At 62.6% G+C, this 16,075-nt stretch carries 17 protein-coding genes; 14 read left to right on the top strand and 3 right to left on the bottom strand.

Going from position 1 to position 16,075, the window contains the following annotated elements:
- Positions 1-43 precede the first annotated feature (43 nt).
- Positions 44-4,231 carry an ATP-dependent RNA helicase HrpA gene (gene hrpA, locus K0F85_RS04885; RefSeq protein ID WP_257572528.1) on the bottom strand — a complete coding sequence of 1,396 codons (4,188 nt, stop codon included), beginning with the start codon at positions 4,229-4,231 and terminating at the stop codon, positions 44-46.
- Between the two features lie 56 nt (positions 4,232-4,287).
- Between hrpA and argA the strand changes: the two genes are divergently transcribed.
- Positions 4,288-5,598, top strand: a complete 1,311-nt coding sequence (argA, locus tag K0F85_RS04880) for an amino-acid N-acetyltransferase (protein WP_046685875.1) — start codon at positions 4,288-4,290, stop codon at positions 5,596-5,598.
- 42 nt (positions 5,599-5,640) lie between these two features.
- On the opposite strand, the gene kdsA is transcribed toward argA, so the two are convergent.
- A complete protein-coding gene (gene kdsA, locus K0F85_RS04875) occupies positions 5,641-6,486 on the bottom strand; it encodes a 3-deoxy-8-phosphooctulonate synthase (RefSeq protein ID WP_219114788.1) in 846 nt (281 codons plus the stop codon).
- Positions 6,487-6,705: 219 nt separating this feature from the next.
- Here kdsA and K0F85_RS04870 point away from each other — a divergent pair, with 219 nt between their 5' ends.
- Entirely contained in the window at positions 6,706-6,978 is a 273-nt protein-coding gene (locus K0F85_RS04870) for an oxidative damage protection protein (protein WP_034750797.1), read from the top strand.
- Positions 6,979-7,155: 177 nt separating this feature from the next.
- Complete coding sequence (locus K0F85_RS04865; RefSeq protein ID WP_219114787.1) at positions 7,156-7,719, top strand: DUF6622 family protein; 564 nt, start codon at positions 7,156-7,158, stop codon at positions 7,717-7,719.
- A 21-nt stretch (positions 7,720-7,740) separates the two neighbouring features.
- Here the strand turns inward: K0F85_RS04865 and rpiA are convergent, their stop codons facing one another.
- On the bottom strand, positions 7,741-8,418 hold the full coding sequence (gene rpiA / locus K0F85_RS04860; protein ID WP_219114786.1) for a ribose-5-phosphate isomerase RpiA: 678 nt from the start codon (positions 8,416-8,418) through the stop codon (positions 7,741-7,743).
- A gap of 206 nt (positions 8,419-8,624) precedes the next feature.
- Between rpiA and K0F85_RS04855 the strand changes: the two genes are divergently transcribed.
- The 11 genes from K0F85_RS04855 to K0F85_RS04805 all read left to right on the top strand — a co-directional run.
- Complete coding sequence (locus K0F85_RS04855; protein WP_219114785.1) at positions 8,625-8,993, top strand: response regulator; 369 nt, start codon at positions 8,625-8,627, stop codon at positions 8,991-8,993.
- Between the two features lie 2 nt (positions 8,994-8,995).
- A complete protein-coding gene (locus K0F85_RS04850) occupies positions 8,996-9,622 on the top strand; it encodes a chemotaxis protein CheC (protein WP_219114784.1) in 627 nt (208 codons plus the stop codon).
- Positions 9,623-9,627: 5 nt separating this feature from the next.
- Entirely contained in the window at positions 9,628-10,599 is a 972-nt protein-coding gene (locus K0F85_RS04845; RefSeq protein ID WP_219114783.1) for a GGDEF domain-containing protein, read from the top strand.
- Positions 10,600-10,749: 150 nt separating this feature from the next.
- The gene (locus K0F85_RS04840) at positions 10,750-12,417 is read left to right on the top strand and encodes a sensor histidine kinase (RefSeq protein ID WP_219114782.1); all 1,668 of its coding nucleotides are present in this window, start codon (positions 10,750-10,752) and stop codon (positions 12,415-12,417) included.
- Positions 12,414-13,115 (top strand): response regulator transcription factor, encoded by a 702-nt coding sequence (locus tag K0F85_RS04835; RefSeq protein ID WP_257572527.1) that lies wholly within the window; start codon positions 12,414-12,416, stop codon positions 13,113-13,115. The genes K0F85_RS04840 and K0F85_RS04835 overlap by 4 nt, the downstream gene beginning before the upstream one ends.
- 242 nt (positions 13,116-13,357) lie before the next feature.
- On the top strand, positions 13,358-13,504 hold the full coding sequence (locus K0F85_RS04830) for a hypothetical protein (protein ID WP_219114781.1): 147 nt from the start codon (positions 13,358-13,360) through the stop codon (positions 13,502-13,504).
- A gap of 83 nt (positions 13,505-13,587) precedes the next feature.
- On the top strand, positions 13,588-13,761 hold the full coding sequence (locus tag K0F85_RS04825) for a Flp family type IVb pilin (RefSeq protein ID WP_219114780.1): 174 nt from the start codon (positions 13,588-13,590) through the stop codon (positions 13,759-13,761).
- 85 nt (positions 13,762-13,846) lie between these two features.
- Positions 13,847-14,020 (top strand): Flp family type IVb pilin, encoded by a 174-nt coding sequence (locus K0F85_RS04820; RefSeq protein ID WP_374198638.1) that lies wholly within the window; start codon positions 13,847-13,849, stop codon positions 14,018-14,020.
- A complete protein-coding gene (locus tag K0F85_RS04815; protein WP_219114779.1) occupies positions 14,017-15,087 on the top strand; it encodes a phosphatase PAP2 family protein in 1,071 nt (356 codons plus the stop codon). Before K0F85_RS04820 ends, K0F85_RS04815 begins: the two co-directional genes overlap by 4 nt.
- Entirely contained in the window at positions 15,084-15,671 is a 588-nt protein-coding gene (locus K0F85_RS04810; protein ID WP_219114778.1) for a prepilin peptidase, read from the top strand. The genes K0F85_RS04815 and K0F85_RS04810 overlap by 4 nt, the downstream gene beginning before the upstream one ends.
- Positions 15,672-15,711: 40 nt before the next feature.
- Positions 15,712-16,075 (top strand): hypothetical protein (locus K0F85_RS04805; RefSeq protein ID WP_219114777.1); only part of this gene is annotated, 364 nt, incomplete at its 3' end.

Genomic DNA, 16,075 nt, shown 5'->3' with positions numbered 1-16,075 from the left:
CCCCCTGAGGGCACGATCCCGGCATGTGCCTGGGCTTGTCAAGCTAGCGCTGCATGGACTCCCATACTTTTTGCAGGCGCTTGGCCGACACGGGCATCGGCGTGCGCAACTCCTGCGCGTACAGCGACACGCGCAGCTCTTCCAGCATCCAGCGGAAGTCGACCAGTTTCGGGTCCGTGTTCTTGCCAGCCTGTCGGTCCTTGGCCTGGCGCAGATACGGCGCGGCGGCCGATTGCCATTCGGCCATCAACTTGCTGTCGCGCGCGGGGTCGGCACGCAGCTTTTCCAGGCGCACGTTGATCGCCTTCAAATAGCGGGGGAAGTGCGCCAGCTGCGTGTACTCGTTTTCCGTCAAGAAACGTTTATGCACGAGTCCCTGCAGCTGCGACTGGATATCGGTCGCCGCCGCTGCCGGAATATTCTGCAAGCGCTTGGGCAAGCCGTGGAATTCCGTCAGCACTTGCGACAGCAAACGGGCAATTTCATTCACCAGCAAGACCAGGCGCGACTTGCCCTCCGCCTGCCGCTTGGCGAACGAAGCGGCGTCCAGCGGCAGCGGATCTTGCAAGCAAGCAATATCGAGCGCCTTGTTGATGATTTGCTCGCGCAATTCTTCCTGCGACCCCAGGGCCATGAATTGCATGCCCATCTGCTGCAAACCAGGGATGCTTTTCTCGACGTACTTGATCTGCTCCTTCATTTGCAGCGCGAACAAGCGGCGCAAACCGATCTTGTGCGTGCGGGCGGCAACTGTCGGATCATCAAACACTTCCAGGTCGCAATGCGTGCCCTTGTCCACCAGCGCGGGGAAACCGATCAAGGTCAGCTTGCCCTGCACGATTTCCAGCAGCTCCGGCAACTCGCCAAAGGTCCAGCCCGTCAAGCCCATGTGCTGCGAGACGGTGGCATTCGCGGGGGCCGGCGCGGCAGCAGCGGCAACCGCTCCCCTGGCCGGTGCGCCGCCCTTGCCTGCCGCAGCATCGACGGCGGCGCCCTGGGCTTGCGCCTGCAGCCGCGACGCCACTTGCGCGCCCGCCACCTTGGCACCGGGCGTGCCGCTGCCGGACACGCCCGACACTTCGGCCAATTTTTGAAAACTCTGGCGCGCCTGGCCGCCGAATTCCGCCTGGAGGGTGGCCAGGTTGCGGCCCATGTCCAGCTGGCGGCCATGCTCGTCGATCACCTTGAAATTCATGAAGTGATGGGCAGGCAGGGTTTCCGGCTTGAAGTCCGTCGTCAGCACATTGATCGTGATCTGCGTGCGGATATCGAGGATGATGGCGTCGATCAAGTCACCGCGGCCAAACACGCCCGCCTCATGCACGCGTTCGCAGAACTTGGCCGCATAATCGGGCAGCGGCACGCAGTGGCGGCGCAGCTTTTGCGGCAGCGATTTTAATAGCAGATGCACTTTTTCCTTCAGCATGCCCGGCACCAGCCACTCGCAACGCTCGCGCGGCAACTGGTTCAGCGCATACAGGGGCACGCTCAAGGTCACGCCATCGCGCACGCTGCCCGGCTCGAAGTGGTAGGTCAGGCCCATTTCCAGGCCCGTCACGGACATGGTTTTCGGGAACAGATCCGTCGTCACGCCAGCCGCCTCGTGGCGCATCAGTTCTTCGCGGTTCAAATACAGCAGCTTCGGGTTGTCGCGCGTAGCTTCCTTGTGCCATTTTTCGAAGCCGGCACCATTGCACACGTCGACCGGCAGCAGCTTGTCATAGAAGGCGGCGATCAGCTCATCGTCGACCAGCACATCGAGACGGCGCGATTTGTGCTCAAGGTTTTCGATGTCCTTGATCAGTTTATGGTTGTGCGCAAAGAAGGGCGCGCGCGTGTCGAAGTCACCGCCGACGAGCGCATCGCGGATGAAGATTTCGCGCGCTTCCGGCAAGTTGAAATTGCCGTAATTGATGCGGCGCTGGCTGTACACCACCAAGCCATATAAAGTCGCCCGTTCGGACGCCGTCACTTGCGCCGAGCGCTTTTCCCAGCGCGGTTCGCCCCAGGATTTTTTCAGCAGGTGCCCGCCCACCTTTTCCAGCCACTCGGGCTGGATCTGCGCCACGCAGCGCGCATACAAACGCGTCGTGTCGACCAGTTCGGCCGCCATGATCCACTTGCCCGGCTTTTTCAGCAGAGAGGAACCTGGCCAGATATGGAACTTGATGCCACGCGCGCCCAGATAGCCAGCACCCGGCTCGTCTTCGCCCTTGAAACCGATATTGCCCAGCAAGCCGGTCAGCAAGGCCATGTGCAGGTTGTCATAGGTGGCGGGCGCTTCGTTCAGGCGCCAGCCCTGTTCCTTGACGATGGTCAGCAACTGCGAATGCACGTCGCGCCATTCGCGCAAACGCATCTGCGACAGGAAATTCGTACGGCAGTTGTCTTGCAACTGGCGGTTGGTTTTCTTGTGCTCGATGGCGGACTCGAACCAGCGCCAGATTTTCAGGTAGCTCAGAAATTCCGACTTTTCATCGGCGAATTTCTTGTGCGCCTCGTCGGCCGCCTGCTGGTGCTCCATCGGACGGTCGCGCGGGTCCTGCACCGACAAGGCGGAAGCGACGATCAGCACTTCCGTCAGGCAGGCGTTATCCAGCGCGGCCAGGATCATGCGGCCCACGCGGGGGTCCAGCGGCAGCTTGGCCAGCTTGTTGCCCAGCGGCGTGAGCTGGTTGACCTCGTCGACGGCGCCCAGTTCCTGCAGCAACTGATAACCGTCGGCCACCGCGCGCGCCAGCGGCGGCTCGATGAAGGGGAAGGTTTCCACGTCCGTCAGGTGCAAGGATTTCATGCGCAGGATGACGGCGGCCAGCGAGGAGCGCAGGATTTCCGGCTCCGTGAATTTAGGCCGCAGCAAATAATCCTGCTCTTCATACAGACGGATGCACACGCCATCGGCCACGCGACCGCAACGCCCGGCGCGCTGGTTGGCGGCCGACTGGGCGATCGGCTCGACCTGCAACTGCTCCACCTTATTGCGATAACTGTAGCGCTTGACCCGCGCCAGGCCCGCATCGACCACATAGCGGATGCCGGGCACGGTCAGCGAGGTTTCCGCCACGTTGGTGGCCAGCACGATGCGGCGCGCATTGCTGGTCTTGAACACGCGCTCCTGCTCTTCGGCCGACAAACGGGCAAACAGGGGCAGGATTTCCACGTGCGGCGGATGGTGCTTGCGCAGCGCCTCGGCGCAGTCGCGGATTTCGCGCTCGCCCGGCAAGAACACCAGCACGTCGCCCGAACCGATGCGGCACAGCTCTTCCACGCCATCGACGACGGCATCCATCAGGTCGCGCTTTTCGCGCGCGGCGGCCGTGCGTTGGCCCGGCTTGTCCGTGTTCGCGCCAGAACCTGGCATGGCCACCTGTTCGCGTTCCACGGGACGATAGCGCACTTCCACCTGGTACAGACGGCCCGACACTTCGATCACGGGCGCGGGCTTTTCCGGCGAGCCGAAATGACGCGCGAAGCGTTCCGCATCGATGGTGGCCGAGGTGATGATGATTTTCAAATCGGGCCGGCGCGGCAGCAGCTGTTTCAGATAGCCGAGCAGGAAATCGATGTTCAGGCTGCGTTCGTGCGCTTCATCGATGATGATGGTGTCGTAATTTTTCAACAGCGGGTCGGTCTGCGTCTCGGCCAGCAGAATACCGTCCGTCATCAGCTTGACGGACGCGCCCTTGGTCAGGGTGTCGGCAAAGCGCACCTTGAAACCCACGGTCTCGCCCAGCGGCGTGCCCAGTTCCTGGGCGATGCGCTTGGCCGTCGACGAGGCGGCGATACGGCGTGGCTGCGTGTGGCCGATCAAGCCCTTCTGTCCCCGCCCCAGCTCCAGGCAAATCTTCGGCAACTGCGTCGTCTTGCCGGAACCCGTCTCGCCCGAGACGATGATCACCTGGTTTTCCATCAAGGCCTTGGCGATTTCGGCGCGCCGCCCCGAGACGGGCAAGTCTTCCGGATACGTAATCGGTGGCAGCGGATTGCGGAAAGCCTTTGCCGCCTCGCGCGCGGCGCGGGCAGGGTCACGGCTTTCCTGCCCCTCGCGAGGCGCACGCTGCTGCTGTTGCTGTTTCTGTTGTTCCGCGCGCGGCGGCTGCTGCCTTTGCTGGCTCACGGGCGGACGCTGGCGACCCTGCGCAGGCGCGGCGGCAGGCGCGGCAACATCCCCGCTGGCGGGCACATTTGCAACGTTGGAAAGAGGGGAAGACTTATTGCTGGCTGAAGACATTGTTTTTTACAGGTATTTTAAGCGCGCACATCGCGCAGCGAATTATAATGCGCTTAATGGAAAACCCTACCCAATTCGTCCAATGGCTGCGCTCCGTCGCGCCCTACATCCACGCCTTTCGCGGCAAGACCTTCGTGGTCGCCTTCCCCGGTGAACTCGTCAGCGCCGGGGCGCTGCAGGTGCTGGCCCATGATTTGTCCCTGTTGCATGCGCTGGACATCAATGTCACCGTCGTCTACGGCTCGCGGCCGCAGGTGGCGGAACAACTGGCCTTGCGTAACGTCGAAGGCCGCTTCCACAATGGCGTGCGCATCACCGACATCGCCGCGCTGGAATGCGCAAAAGAAGCGGCTGGCGAGCTGCGCCTCGATATCGAAGCCGCGTTCAGCCAGGGCTTGCCGAACACGCCCATGTCGCATGCGGCCATCCGTATCATTTCCGGCAACTTCATCACGGCGCGCCCGCTGGGCGTGATCGATGGCGTGGACCTGGAACTGACAGGCATCACGCGCAAGGTCGACGCCGAAACCATCCATTCCATCCTCGGTTCGGACGGCCTGGTACTGCTCTCGCCGCTGGGCTTCTCGCCGACCGGCGAAGCGTTCAACCTGACCATGGAAGACGTGGCCTGCAGCGCCGCCATCGCCCTGCACGCGGACAAGCTGATTTTTATTACCGAAACGCCGATGATGGAAGACGCCACGGGCGTGGAAATCCGCGAACTGTCGTCGCACCAGGCCGAAGCCGTGCTGATGGCCGGCTTCTTGCCGGACGCCACGGCGTTTTATTTGAAGCATTGCGTCAAGGCATGTCATAACGGCGTCGAGCGCTCGCACATCGTGCCCTTCTCGATGGATGGTTCGGCCCTGCTGGAATTGTTTACCCATGATGGCGTGGGCACCATGATCAGCCATGAAAACCTGGAAAGCCTGCGCCAGGCCACCATCGAAGATGTGGGCGGCATCATCAAACTGATCGAACCGCTGGAAGCGGATGGCACTTTAGTGAAGCGGGGGCGCGAGCTGATCGAGCGCGAAATCGATTATTTCTCCGTCATCGAGCATGATGGCGTGATCTTCGGCTGCGCCGCCCTGTACCCCTTCCCCGCGCAAAAGATGGCGGAAATGGCCTGTTTGACGGTCAACCCGGAAGTGCAAGCCCAGGGCGACGGCGAGCGCATCCTGAAGCACATGGAAAACCGCGCGCGCGCCGCCGGCCTGAACAAACTGTTCGTGCTGACCACCCGCACCTCGCACTGGTTCAAGAAACGCGGTTTCGTGCCGGCCACCGTCGACGATTTGCCAAAGGATCGCCAGCATATGTATAACTGGCAGCGTAAATCGCAGGTTCTCATCAAAACCTTGTAAAAAAAGCCCGGCATGCCGGGCTTTTCCTTTACGTCAATACCATTACTGGATATTCAGTGGCGCAAACGACTTGACCAGGTCATCGAGCGCCTTCAATTGCGCCAGGAAGGGTTCCAATTGATCCAGCGGCAAGGCGCTGGGGCCGTCGCAGCGGGCGTTGTCGGGGTCAGGATGGGCTTCCAGGAACAGGCCGGCGATGCCGACGGCCAGGCCGGCGCGGGCCAGGTCCGCCACTTGCTGGCGGCGCCCGCCCGAAGCTGCGCCGCCGGGATCACGCTGCTGCAGCGCATGCGTGACATCAAAGATGATGGGCAGGTCGTCGCAGGTTTTCTTCATCACGCCAAAGCCCAGCATGTCGACCACCAGGTTGTCGTAGCCGAGGCAAGTGCCGCGGTCGCACAGGATCAGTTGATCGTTGCCCGCTTCCTTGAATTTTTCGACGATATTGGCCATCTGGCCAGGGCTGAGGAATTGCGGCTTCTTGATGTTGATGACTTTACCGGTTTTCGCCAGGGCCACGACGAGGTCCGTCTGGCGCGCCAGGAAGGCGGGCAATTGCAGCACGTCGACCACTTCGGCCACCTGCTGCGCCTGCCAAGGCTCATGCACGTCGGTAATCACGGGCACGCCGAATGCCGCCTTCACGTCCTGGAAGATGCGCATGCCTTCTTCCAGACCCGGGCCGCGATAGGAATGTATCGATGAACGGTTGGCCTTGTCGAAACTGGCCTTGAACACATAGGGAATGCCCAGTTTTTGCGTCACGCGCACATATTCCTCGCAGGCGCGCATGGCGAGATCACGCGATTCGAGCACATTGATGCCTCCAAACAGCGCGAAGCTGCCTGTATTGCTGACATCGATGCCATGGACTTTCAATGAGGTCATAGGGATTCCATATTGGTTAATTGTTACTACTTACTTGGAAGAGGCGCAGCCAGCGGCTGGCGCGATAGGGCATCTTACTAGCTAGGGCGGCGCAGATCAAATTTGATCCAGCGCAAGGGCACGGCAAACGGCATGCAGCCAGGCCGCGACGGCCCCGCGAGGGCTGGCGCAAAGTGCCTTATAATCACGCTTTATCTCTACACTGATTCAGGAGCACAGATGGCCCGCACGATCCACTGCATCAAACTCAACAAGGAAGCCGAAGGACTGGATTTCCCGCCATACCCGGGCGAACTGGGCAAGAAAATTTACGAATCGGTGTCGAAGGAAGCGTGGGCCGCCTGGCTCAAGCACCAGACCATGCTGGTCAATGAGAATCGCTTGAACCTGGCCGACGCACGCGCCCGCAAATACTTGGCCACGCAAATGGAAAAGCATTTCTTCGGCGACGGCGCCGATGCGGCCATGGGTTACGTTCCCCCGACCGAGTAAATTTTTCAGCACTCCCACCCGTGGCCGCCATGCCACGGGTAGTTCTCCCTGACCGTTTCACGCCGCCTGGCGCTGTTTCACGGCAATCCGCCCCCGTTTCGTCGCAAGTCCCTCGCCGCCCGCGCCGCGGGCTGGCACAGTACGCCCATCGACAAGCTCACTCCAAAGGCGGACACCATGTTGCAGCAAACCTTCAGCCACACTCCCCTCTACGTCTGGGCCATCCTGGGCTTTCTCGTCTACCGTGGCGTGCTGGCCAGCCGCGCACGCGAAGTGACCTTGCGCAAGCTGTGCATCATTCCCCTGGTCATGCTGGCCCTGTCGCTGAGCGGCGTGCATGGCAGCTTCGGCTTCGCCGGCCTGGCGCCGTTCGCCTGGGTGGCCGGCGCCCTGGCCGGCGCGGCGCTGGCTTGGGCGCTGACCAAGACAGACACCATCGTGGCCATTCCCCAGCGCGGCAGCGTGCAGCGGCCCGGCAGCTGGGTGCCATTGATCTTGATGATGAGTATTTTCTGCATGAAATATGCGGTCGCCGTGACCCTGGCCGTCGCGCCTGCTTATGCCCAGGCGAGCACCTTCATCGTGCCCGCCTGCCTCGCCTACGGCGCCTTCAGCGGCATCTTCCTCGGTGGCTTGCTGCGCACCGTGGCCGTGTACCGGGCGGCGCAAACGGAAGGCTGGGGTCAGACCCGGCGGGGGAATGCGCCCCAGTGGGGCGCATTCCGATCACGCGGTGACTGAGCCCCGGATTTCTGCTGCGTATCAGTATGCCAACGTCCGCACGCCTTCCGGCATGCCCAACAGGCAGACATTCGCGCCGCGCACGGCGAACAAGCCGACGGCGATGACGCCGACGATCTGGTTGATCTGCTGTTCCAGCGCCACCGGGTCGGCAATTGCCAGGCCCAGCACGTCGATGATTTCGCCGCCGTTGTCGGTAATAAACGCTTCGCTGCTACCTGCCTTCAGGCGCAAGCGGGGCGTGCCGCCCAGCGCGGCCAGCTGGCGCGAGACGGCGGCGCGCGCCATCGGCACCACTTCCACCGGCAGCGGGAAGGCGCCCAGCGTCGCCACGAGCTTGGAGCCGTCGGCGATGCAGACGAACTGTTTCGCTACGGAAGCGACGATCTTTTCACGCGTCAAGGCCGCGCCGCCACCCTTGATCATGGCGCCGCTGGCCGTGATTTCATCGGCGCCGTCGATGTAGACAGCGATCGACTCGACGTCGTTCAGATCGAAGACGGGAATGCCGTGGCCTGCCAGGCGCGCAGCCGTCGCTTCGGACGAGGCGACCGTCCCCTTGATGCGGTCCTTGATCTTGGCCAGTTCATCGATGAAAAAATTGGCGGTAGAACCGGTGCCAACACCGATGATTTCACCGTCGACCACATAGTCTATGGCGGCGCGGGCTACGGCTTGCTTCAATTCGTCTTGGGTCATGGCATTCAGGCTAAAGTGAGGAATGGCGCTATTTTAACGGATTGCCAGCCCGGCCAACCGGCCATTATGAGCGACTATTCCCCTTGATACAACAGGCAAGTGGGGAAACCTTGCCGCAGGGCAATTCCCCGTTCAATTACTCTGTGTGCCCCTTAAAATATGCGAAAATGAAACGATACCCCGATAAGACGTTTCAGGAATAGCACATGAATCACAGTAAGCAGGTACTTGTTGTCGATGACAGCCGGGTTTCACGTTTGATGTCGCATCAGTTCATCCTCAGCAAACATGCCGACTGGCAAGTGATTGAGGCTGCGACGGGTGAAGAAGCCCTGGAAAAAGTCAAGACTGTCACCCCTGTGCTGATATTAGTGGATGTCAACATGCCCGGCATGGGTGGCATCGCGGCGGCGGAACAATTGCGCGCGCTGTGCCCGCAGACGCACATCATCCTCGTCACGGCGAATGTGCAAAACGCTACCCGCAACCGCGCCGCTGAACTGGGCGTGGGTTTCATGGAAAAACCGATCACGGAAACGCGCATCCATCAGTTGATGGAATCACTGGGACTGTGAGCATGCTCAATCTCTCCGAACTCGAGAACGACGCCCTGGTAGAGATATTCAATATCGGCGTGGGCCATGCGGCGGCGGCCATGAGCGAGATCGTGAATGAAGAAGTCACCATGTCGGTGCCGTCGATCACCTTCCTGAACCGTGCCGACGCGGCCGCCTTGCTGGGCAACAAGAAGGATGGCGACCGCATCTGCGGCGTCAGCCAGCATTACGATGGCGCATTCGCCACCGAAGCCATTCTCATGTTCCCGGAAGACAAAAGCCTGGAAATCGTGCGCCTGATGGTGGGCGACGCCATGCCGCTGCAGGAACTGACGGAGATGGAACAGGAGGCGATGAGCGAGATCGGCAACATCATCCTCAATTCCTGCGTCGGGACCTTGGCCAACCTGTTCGACAGTGAACTGCATGGCTCGCTGCCCCTGTACCACGTGGGCACCAGCGCGGAAATCCTGTCCTCGTTCGGCGGCCAGGATGACGAGGCCGTCGTGCTGATGCTGCATATCGACTTCGTGCTGTCCAAGCACCAGATCCATGGTTATGTGGCATTCGTGCTCGACCTGTCCGCCCTGCACGACCTGAAACAGCAGGTCAGCCGCTACCTGACCAAGGTCCTGGGACAGGCGTGACTATCATGCCCGATGCCTTACACCGACTCGCCCTGCTCGAGAGCATACTCGGCGCCGTGAACCTGGGCGCCATCGTGCTCGATGAGCAACACCGTATCGTGCTGTGGAATCACTGGATGGCGCACCACTCGGGCCGCCAGGCCGACGCCATGCTGGGCCAGGATTTCTTCGGCGTCTTCCCGGACATGCGGCACAAGCGCATCGATTCGGCCATTACCCAGGCACTGCGCGACAATTTCCAGTCGCTGCTGTCGCAAACCCTGCACAAGGCGCCGTTTGCGCTGTACACGCATGGCGCTGCCACGGCTGGCCACGACGGCGCGGAACGCATGCAGCAAGCCATCGCCGTCACGCCGATCAGTTTACCCGGCTCACCGCGCCACTGCCTGATCCAGATCAATGACGTCACCATCGCCGTGGGGCGCGAAAAGCTGCTGCGCGAACAGACCATGGTGTTGCGCTCGCAAACCTTTTCCGATGGCTTGACGGGCATCGCCAACCGCCGCCACTTCGACGTGGCGATCGAGAAGGAAATGCGGCGCGCGCTGCGCAGCAGCAGCCCGCTGTCGCTGCTGATGATCGATATCGACCATTTCAAGGATTACAACGACCATTACGGCCACCAGCAGGGCGATGATTGCCTGATCCGCGTGGCAGCCGAGCTGGCCGCCATGCTGCAGCGCCCCACCGACCTGCTGGCCCGCTATGGCGGCGAAGAATTTGCCGCCATCCTGCCCGATACGGATGCGGCGCAGGCGCTGCGCATGGCAGAGGCGATCCGCCAGCACGCGGCCGACCTGCACATTCCGCATGCCAGGACGGGCAAGGACGTCAAGCACATCACGGTCAGCATCGGCATCGCCACGCAACAGCCGCAGCAGACGCTGACCATCTCCGCCCTGATCGGCGCCGCCGACCGCGCCCTGTACCTGGCCAAGGGCGCCGGGCGCAACCGCGTGATGGTACAGCCGCTGTAGCAAATGCACGGCATGAAAAAGGATTCCTGTAGACATCTTTACGGTGTGTGCGTAGACTCGTAACTGATTGCAGCAACTACAACAAGAATTTATCTGTGGTATCTATCCCTGCGCATGGCCTGTCCATGCGGGACATGGCCAGGAGCGCTTGTGAATCTCGATCCTCCCCCCAGATCCGGCTTGCCGGGCGCCGGCATGGATACGACCATGGTGAACGGCATGCGCCTGCTGCTGTCGAGCGCCACCTTGCTGACCCTGTTCATCGACCCCGAAAGCGCCGGCAAGCTGAGCAAGATCACCTGGCTGATCTTTTCCGCCTACACCATGCACAGCCTGCTGCTCTACGTGCTTACCCTGCTGGGCTTCGGTCTGCCCCAGGATATCTTGCTGTACTGGCTGGACGTGGCCTGGTATGCGCTGATCGTGTTTTCCACCAGCAGCCACAACAACTTGTTCTTCCTGTTTTTTTTCTTTGCCATCCTGACTTCCTCGTTCCAGCGCGGCTTCGAGGAAGGCGCGCGCGTCACCCTGGCTTCGGCCGGCCTGTTCGCCGCCACCGCCCTGTTCGGCGAAACGGAGGCGGAAATGTCGCGCCTGCTGCTGCGTACCACCTTCTTGCTGGCACTCGGCTACATGACCGCCTACTGGGGCGGCTCGGCCATCACACAGCGCAGCCACCTGGCGCTGCTGCGCGATGTCAGCCAGCTGTCCAATCCGCGCTTCGGCGTCGACCAGACCATCACCTCGGTACTGGAAAAGACCCGCAGCTATTTCAACGGCCGCAGTTGTCTGCTGATCATGCAGGACAAGGGCACGCGGGTCTGGTCGCTGCGCAGCGTAATTCATACGGCAACGGGCGCAGTACACACCAGTTCGCTTCTCAGCGACGATGCGGCCAGTCCCCTGCTGGCTTTTCCGCCCGATAAAATCGCACTGTACAACCAGCCCGCCGGCCGCTGGCTGCCGTGGATAGGCGGCGCGCGCATGCTCGAGCCGGAGAGCGGTCGCTGGCTGCGGCATGACGACGCGGCAGGAGCCAGCCTGGCCGAACTGCTCGAAGCGCACGCCTTCATCAGCGCACCGCTGCCCTTGCGCAATGGCAAAGGCCGCATCTTTATCGTGTCCGCCACCAGCATGAGCAAGACGGATGCCCTGTTTCTCAGCCATATAGGCGCGCAGGCGTTTCCCGTCATTGAAAACATCGATCTGCTCGACCGCCTGGCATCGCAGGCGGCCTCGCGCGAGCGCGAAAAGATCGCGCGCGATCTGCATGACACGGCCGTGCAGCCGTATATCGGTTTGCGCCACGGCCTGGCCGCCTTGCGCAACGAAGCCACGCCGGGCAACCCGCTGCTGCCCGAGCTGGAAAAACTGATACTCATGTCGGGCCAGGTGATCACCGACCTGCGCAGCTACGCGCGCACGTTCAAGAACGGCCAGGTGCAAAGCGAGCCGGAACTGCTGGTCGCGCTGCGCCGCCAGGCCACGCAGATCCGCGAATTCTATGGCATCGACATCGCCCTGCATATCGAAGGCGACCTGCACATCAACGACCGCCTGGCGGCCGAGGTGTTCCAGATCGTCAATGAAGGCATGAGCAACATCCGCAAGCATACGTCGGCGCGCCACGGCGCCGTCAAGCTGACCTGCGCGCAGGGTGCGCTGCACATCAGCATCGACAACGAGTGCGCCGCCACGCACGTACCCGACTTCCTGCCCGATTCGCTGGCCGAGCGCGCCGCCGCCCTGGGCGGCACCGCCCGTGTCACGCACGGCATGCTGGGCAACACCTCCGTGCAGATCGAGATCCCCATATGAATGACTTACGCCCCATGCCACCGGCCAGCCATGTCATCAGCGTCATGCTGGTGGATGATCACAAGACCATGCTGTGGGGCCTGGAGCGGCTGATCGGCGGCGAGCACTCGGGCATGCGCGTGGTCGCCACGGCGTCGGACAGCGCCGAGGCGCTGGAGCAGGCGAAAACGCTGCAACCGGATGTAATCGTGCTGGACCTGGACCTGGGCGGCATCAGCTCGCTGGCCATCCTGCCCGCGCTGGCGCAGTGCGGCAGCACGCGCGTGCTGGTGCTCACAGCCAGCCACGACCAGGCCATCCTGGACCAGACGGTACTCAAAGGCGCGCGCGGCATCGTCAGCAAGGACGCCCCGGCGGAGATGGTATTGAAGGCCATCGAAAAGGTGTATCACGGCGAGCTGTGGCTGGAACACGCGATGCTGGGACGCATGCTGACGCAACTGACCCAGCCCGGCGGCGGCTCGGCGCAAGCCATCGCCGTCGCCGGCCTGACCCTCAAGGAAAGAAAAATCATCGCCGCGCTGGTGCACGGCAGCGGCACGCCGGCCAAGCTGCTGGCGGACCAGCTGTTCATCTCCGAACATACCTTGCGCAATCACCTGACGTCGATCTACCGCAAGCTGGGCGTCTACAACCGCCTGGAACTGTACGCCTACGCCACCAAGCACCACCTGGGCGAACTGCCGCCCGACGCCTGACGCCACTGCCCCCTGCACGACCGCTGCACGGCCGCGCACTCCCTCCCCTCCCCCTTCGCCAGCCATCGGCACGGCCGTCGCCCGTGCGCCAAGCTCAACCATGACAATTGTCACGAAAAAAACAAGCAGTTCCTCCTTGCAATAAAAGGAGGTTCTTCTGATGTAGATCAAGCTGCTGACTTCTATAGTGGACTTACCGGAGTGCAAATCACCGCGCTGGCCACCACGACACGGAGCACAGCATGCGCCTTGACAAGTTTCTTCCGACAGCCCTGGTCACCTATTTGCAGGGCAAGGAAAAGGCTGCGTTCTACCGCTATGCCCTGGTGGCGGCCCTCATGGCGGTGGTCTGCATCATCGGACTGCTGGCACTGGGCGAGAGCCCATGACGCGGCCAGGTCGAAGCACCGGGAAGCCAAGCTGCAAAACCGTTTTACCCACCGCTGTACCTTAACCACCACCAGGAGTTGTCATGAACCTCATCAAAAACTTTATCCGCGAAGAAGATGGCGTCACTGCAATTGAGTACGGCCTGATCGCTGCCCTGATTGCCGTCGTGATCATCGCTGCCATCACCATCGTCGGCACGCAGCTGAAAAAGACCTTCAGCAGCATCGGCACCAAGCTCACCACCGCCAACGGCTGATGCGACGCAATCCGGGCCGGCCCAGCGCCAGCCCGGACATATCGCCCCGGCACGCCCACCTTGATTCCGCATAACGAGGCCCATCGTGAAATCTCTGCTAACCCGTTTATCCGATGAATCGGCCGTCACAGCGATCGAATACGCGCTGCTGGCAGGCCTGATAGCGGCCCTGCTGGTGATCACGATCAGCGTGCTCGGCGACCAGGTCAAGCTGCTGTTTGTCTACGTCAAGGACCAAGTGGTCCTGGCACTGTCATGAATACCCTGCGCGCCTCGCTGCGCACCCACCGCGCCCTGCTGCTGATCGTGCTGCTGTACGCCGCCGCAGCGATGCTGCTGGCCGGCGGCCTGCCCAGCGCCTCGGACACCCTCAACGTGCTGGCCGGCTTCCTCGTGGCCATCCTCACTGGCCCCATCTTCATCCTGTGCGGCTACACCATCCATGTCATGGTGATGCAGCGCCCGCACCGCCTGTGCCACTACCTGTACCACGACCTGCGCCGCTACCTGAGCAACGAGCGCCTGCTGCATGCGCTGCCAGCCATGCTGCTGATCCCCGTCTTCGCCTCCAGCTTCACCGTCTTCAAGGCCGCCATCCCGCGCCTGCATCCCTACACCTGGGACGCCAGCCTGTCCGCCTGGGACCTGGCCCTGCATGGCGGCATGGCGCCGTGGGAAAGGCTGCAGCCGCTGCTGGGCCACCCGCTGATCACGGGCATGCTCAACTTTTCATACCATTTCTGGTTTTTCCTGTTTTACGCCATCCTGTACTGGCTCATCCTCGATACGCGCCGCCCGCTGCTGCGCATGCAGTTCCTGCTCAGCTTTGCGCTCAGCTGGATCATCCTGGGCAGCATCCTGGCCGTGCTGTTCGCCTCTGTCGGCCCCTGCTACTACGGCCACCTGCACGCCAGCGACCCGTATGCGCCGCTGATGGCCTACCTGCATGAGGCCAACCAGCACGTTCCCGTCTGGGCCCTGCAGGTACAGGACATGTTGTGGCAGGGCTATCAAAGCAAGGGCGCCCACGGCGAACTGGGCATCTCCGCCATGCCCAGCATGCATGTGGCCACGGCCACACTGATGGCGATCATGGGCTGGAGAGTCAACCGCGCCGCCGGGCTCGCCCTGTCCGCCTTCGCCGTGCTGATACTGCTCGGCTCCATCCACCTGGGCTGGCACTATGCGCTCGACGGCTATGTGGGCGCGGCCGGCGCGGCGCTGGTATGGCACCTGGTGGGTCGGCTGCTGGGCAGCCACGCCGCGGCACCGGCCATGAACATGGCCACGGTGCCCTGCATGAGCAAGGAAGGACTGACATCATGAACGCCCACCTGCCCATGCTGCTGTGCCTGGCCGTGCTGGCCACCCTGCTCGCCGCCGCGCTGTGGCACGACCTGCGCACGCGCCGCATCCCCAACCTGCTGGTGCTGTGGGGCACGCTGGCCGGACTGATCCTCAACAGCTTCGTGCCATCCGGCGCCGGCCTGTTCGACGCCGCCTTCGGCGGCCTGGGCCTGGCGCAGGCGCTGGCCGGCGCCGCTGCCGGACTGGCCCTGCTGCTGCCCATGTACCTGCTGCGCGCCCTGGGCGCCGGCGACGTCAAGCTGATGGCCATGTGCGGCGCCTTCCTCGGTCCCGACGCCGTGCTGGAAGCGGCCCTGTTGACCTTCCTGGCCGGCGGCGTACTGGCCCTGGCCGCCGCGCTGGCCGGCCAGCGCCTGCGCCAGGTGCTGAAAAACACTTACCACATGATGCTGGGCGCGCTGCTGCACAGCCTTGCCGGCGGCGCCGCCACGATTGCCGAACCGCCACCGGCCACCGGCAAGCTGGCCTACGCCTTCGCCATCGCCAGCGGCACCGTGCTGCAAGTGTTCCTGCAATACAACCATCTGTGGAGCTTGCGCTGAAACGCGCCGCTCCGACGACCCGCCACCACAGGACCCGACCATGGACACCCTCGCCACCCTCTGCCACTCGCGCCGCGCCAGCCTGTTCACCAGCCTCACCATGGCTTGCCTGTGGGCATTCTTCGCCAGCGCCCACGTGCTGGGCTATCTACACAGCGGCGACTGGAGCTATTTGCTGTTCTGCGTCGCCGAAACCCTCGCCGCCCTGTTCTTCATCGTGCGCTCGGCTCCCGTCAGCGTCTCCACCGATGCGGGCGACTGGCTGCTGGCCATCGGCGCCACCTTCGCCCCCTTCCTCCTTTCGCCTGCCGACATGGCAGTCTGGCCCGCAGCCAGCTACCTGCTGGCCCTCGGCAGCCTGCTGCAGATCGCCGGCCTGCTGTCGCTGAACCGCAGCTTCGGCC

It is taken from the genome of Janthinobacterium sp. UMAB-56 (genome assembly GCF_900095265.1).
In the GTDB taxonomy this organism is placed as follows: domain Bacteria; phylum Pseudomonadota; class Gammaproteobacteria; order Burkholderiales; family Burkholderiaceae_D; genus Janthinobacterium.
This window is presented reverse-complemented; position numbering and strand designations above follow the sequence as displayed.

Coding starts and splice junctions, on each gene's coding strand:
- K0F85_RS04855 (WP_219114785.1), top strand. CDS start 8,625: ATGAATCACAGTAAGCAGGTACTTGTTGTCGATGACAGCCGGGTTTCA.
- hrpA (WP_257572528.1), bottom strand. CDS start 4,231: ATGTCTTCAGCCAGCAATAAGTCTTCCCCTCTTTCCAACGTTGCAAAT.
- K0F85_RS04815 (WP_219114779.1), top strand. CDS start 14,017: ATGAATACCCTGCGCGCCTCGCTGCGCACCCACCGCGCCCTGCTGCTG.
- kdsA (WP_219114788.1), bottom strand. CDS start 6,486: ATGACCTCATTGAAAGTCCATGGCATCGATGTCAGCAATACAGGCAGC.
- K0F85_RS04865 (WP_219114787.1), top strand. CDS start 7,156: ATGTTGCAGCAAACCTTCAGCCACACTCCCCTCTACGTCTGGGCCATC.
- K0F85_RS04825 (WP_219114780.1), top strand. CDS start 13,588: ATGAACCTCATCAAAAACTTTATCCGCGAAGAAGATGGCGTCACTGCA.
- K0F85_RS04835 (WP_257572527.1), top strand. CDS start 12,414: ATGAATGACTTACGCCCCATGCCACCGGCCAGCCATGTCATCAGCGTC.
- rpiA (WP_219114786.1), bottom strand. CDS start 8,418: ATGACCCAAGACGAATTGAAGCAAGCCGTAGCCCGCGCCGCCATAGAC.
- K0F85_RS04870 (WP_034750797.1), top strand. CDS start 6,706: ATGGCCCGCACGATCCACTGCATCAAACTCAACAAGGAAGCCGAAGGA.
- K0F85_RS04845 (WP_219114783.1), top strand. CDS start 9,628: ATGCCCGATGCCTTACACCGACTCGCCCTGCTCGAGAGCATACTCGGC.
- argA (WP_046685875.1), top strand. CDS start 4,288: ATGGAAAACCCTACCCAATTCGTCCAATGGCTGCGCTCCGTCGCGCCC.
- K0F85_RS04830 (WP_219114781.1), top strand. CDS start 13,358: ATGCGCCTTGACAAGTTTCTTCCGACAGCCCTGGTCACCTATTTGCAG.
- K0F85_RS04850 (WP_219114784.1), top strand. CDS start 8,996: ATGCTCAATCTCTCCGAACTCGAGAACGACGCCCTGGTAGAGATATTC.
- K0F85_RS04810 (WP_219114778.1), top strand. CDS start 15,084: ATGAACGCCCACCTGCCCATGCTGCTGTGCCTGGCCGTGCTGGCCACC.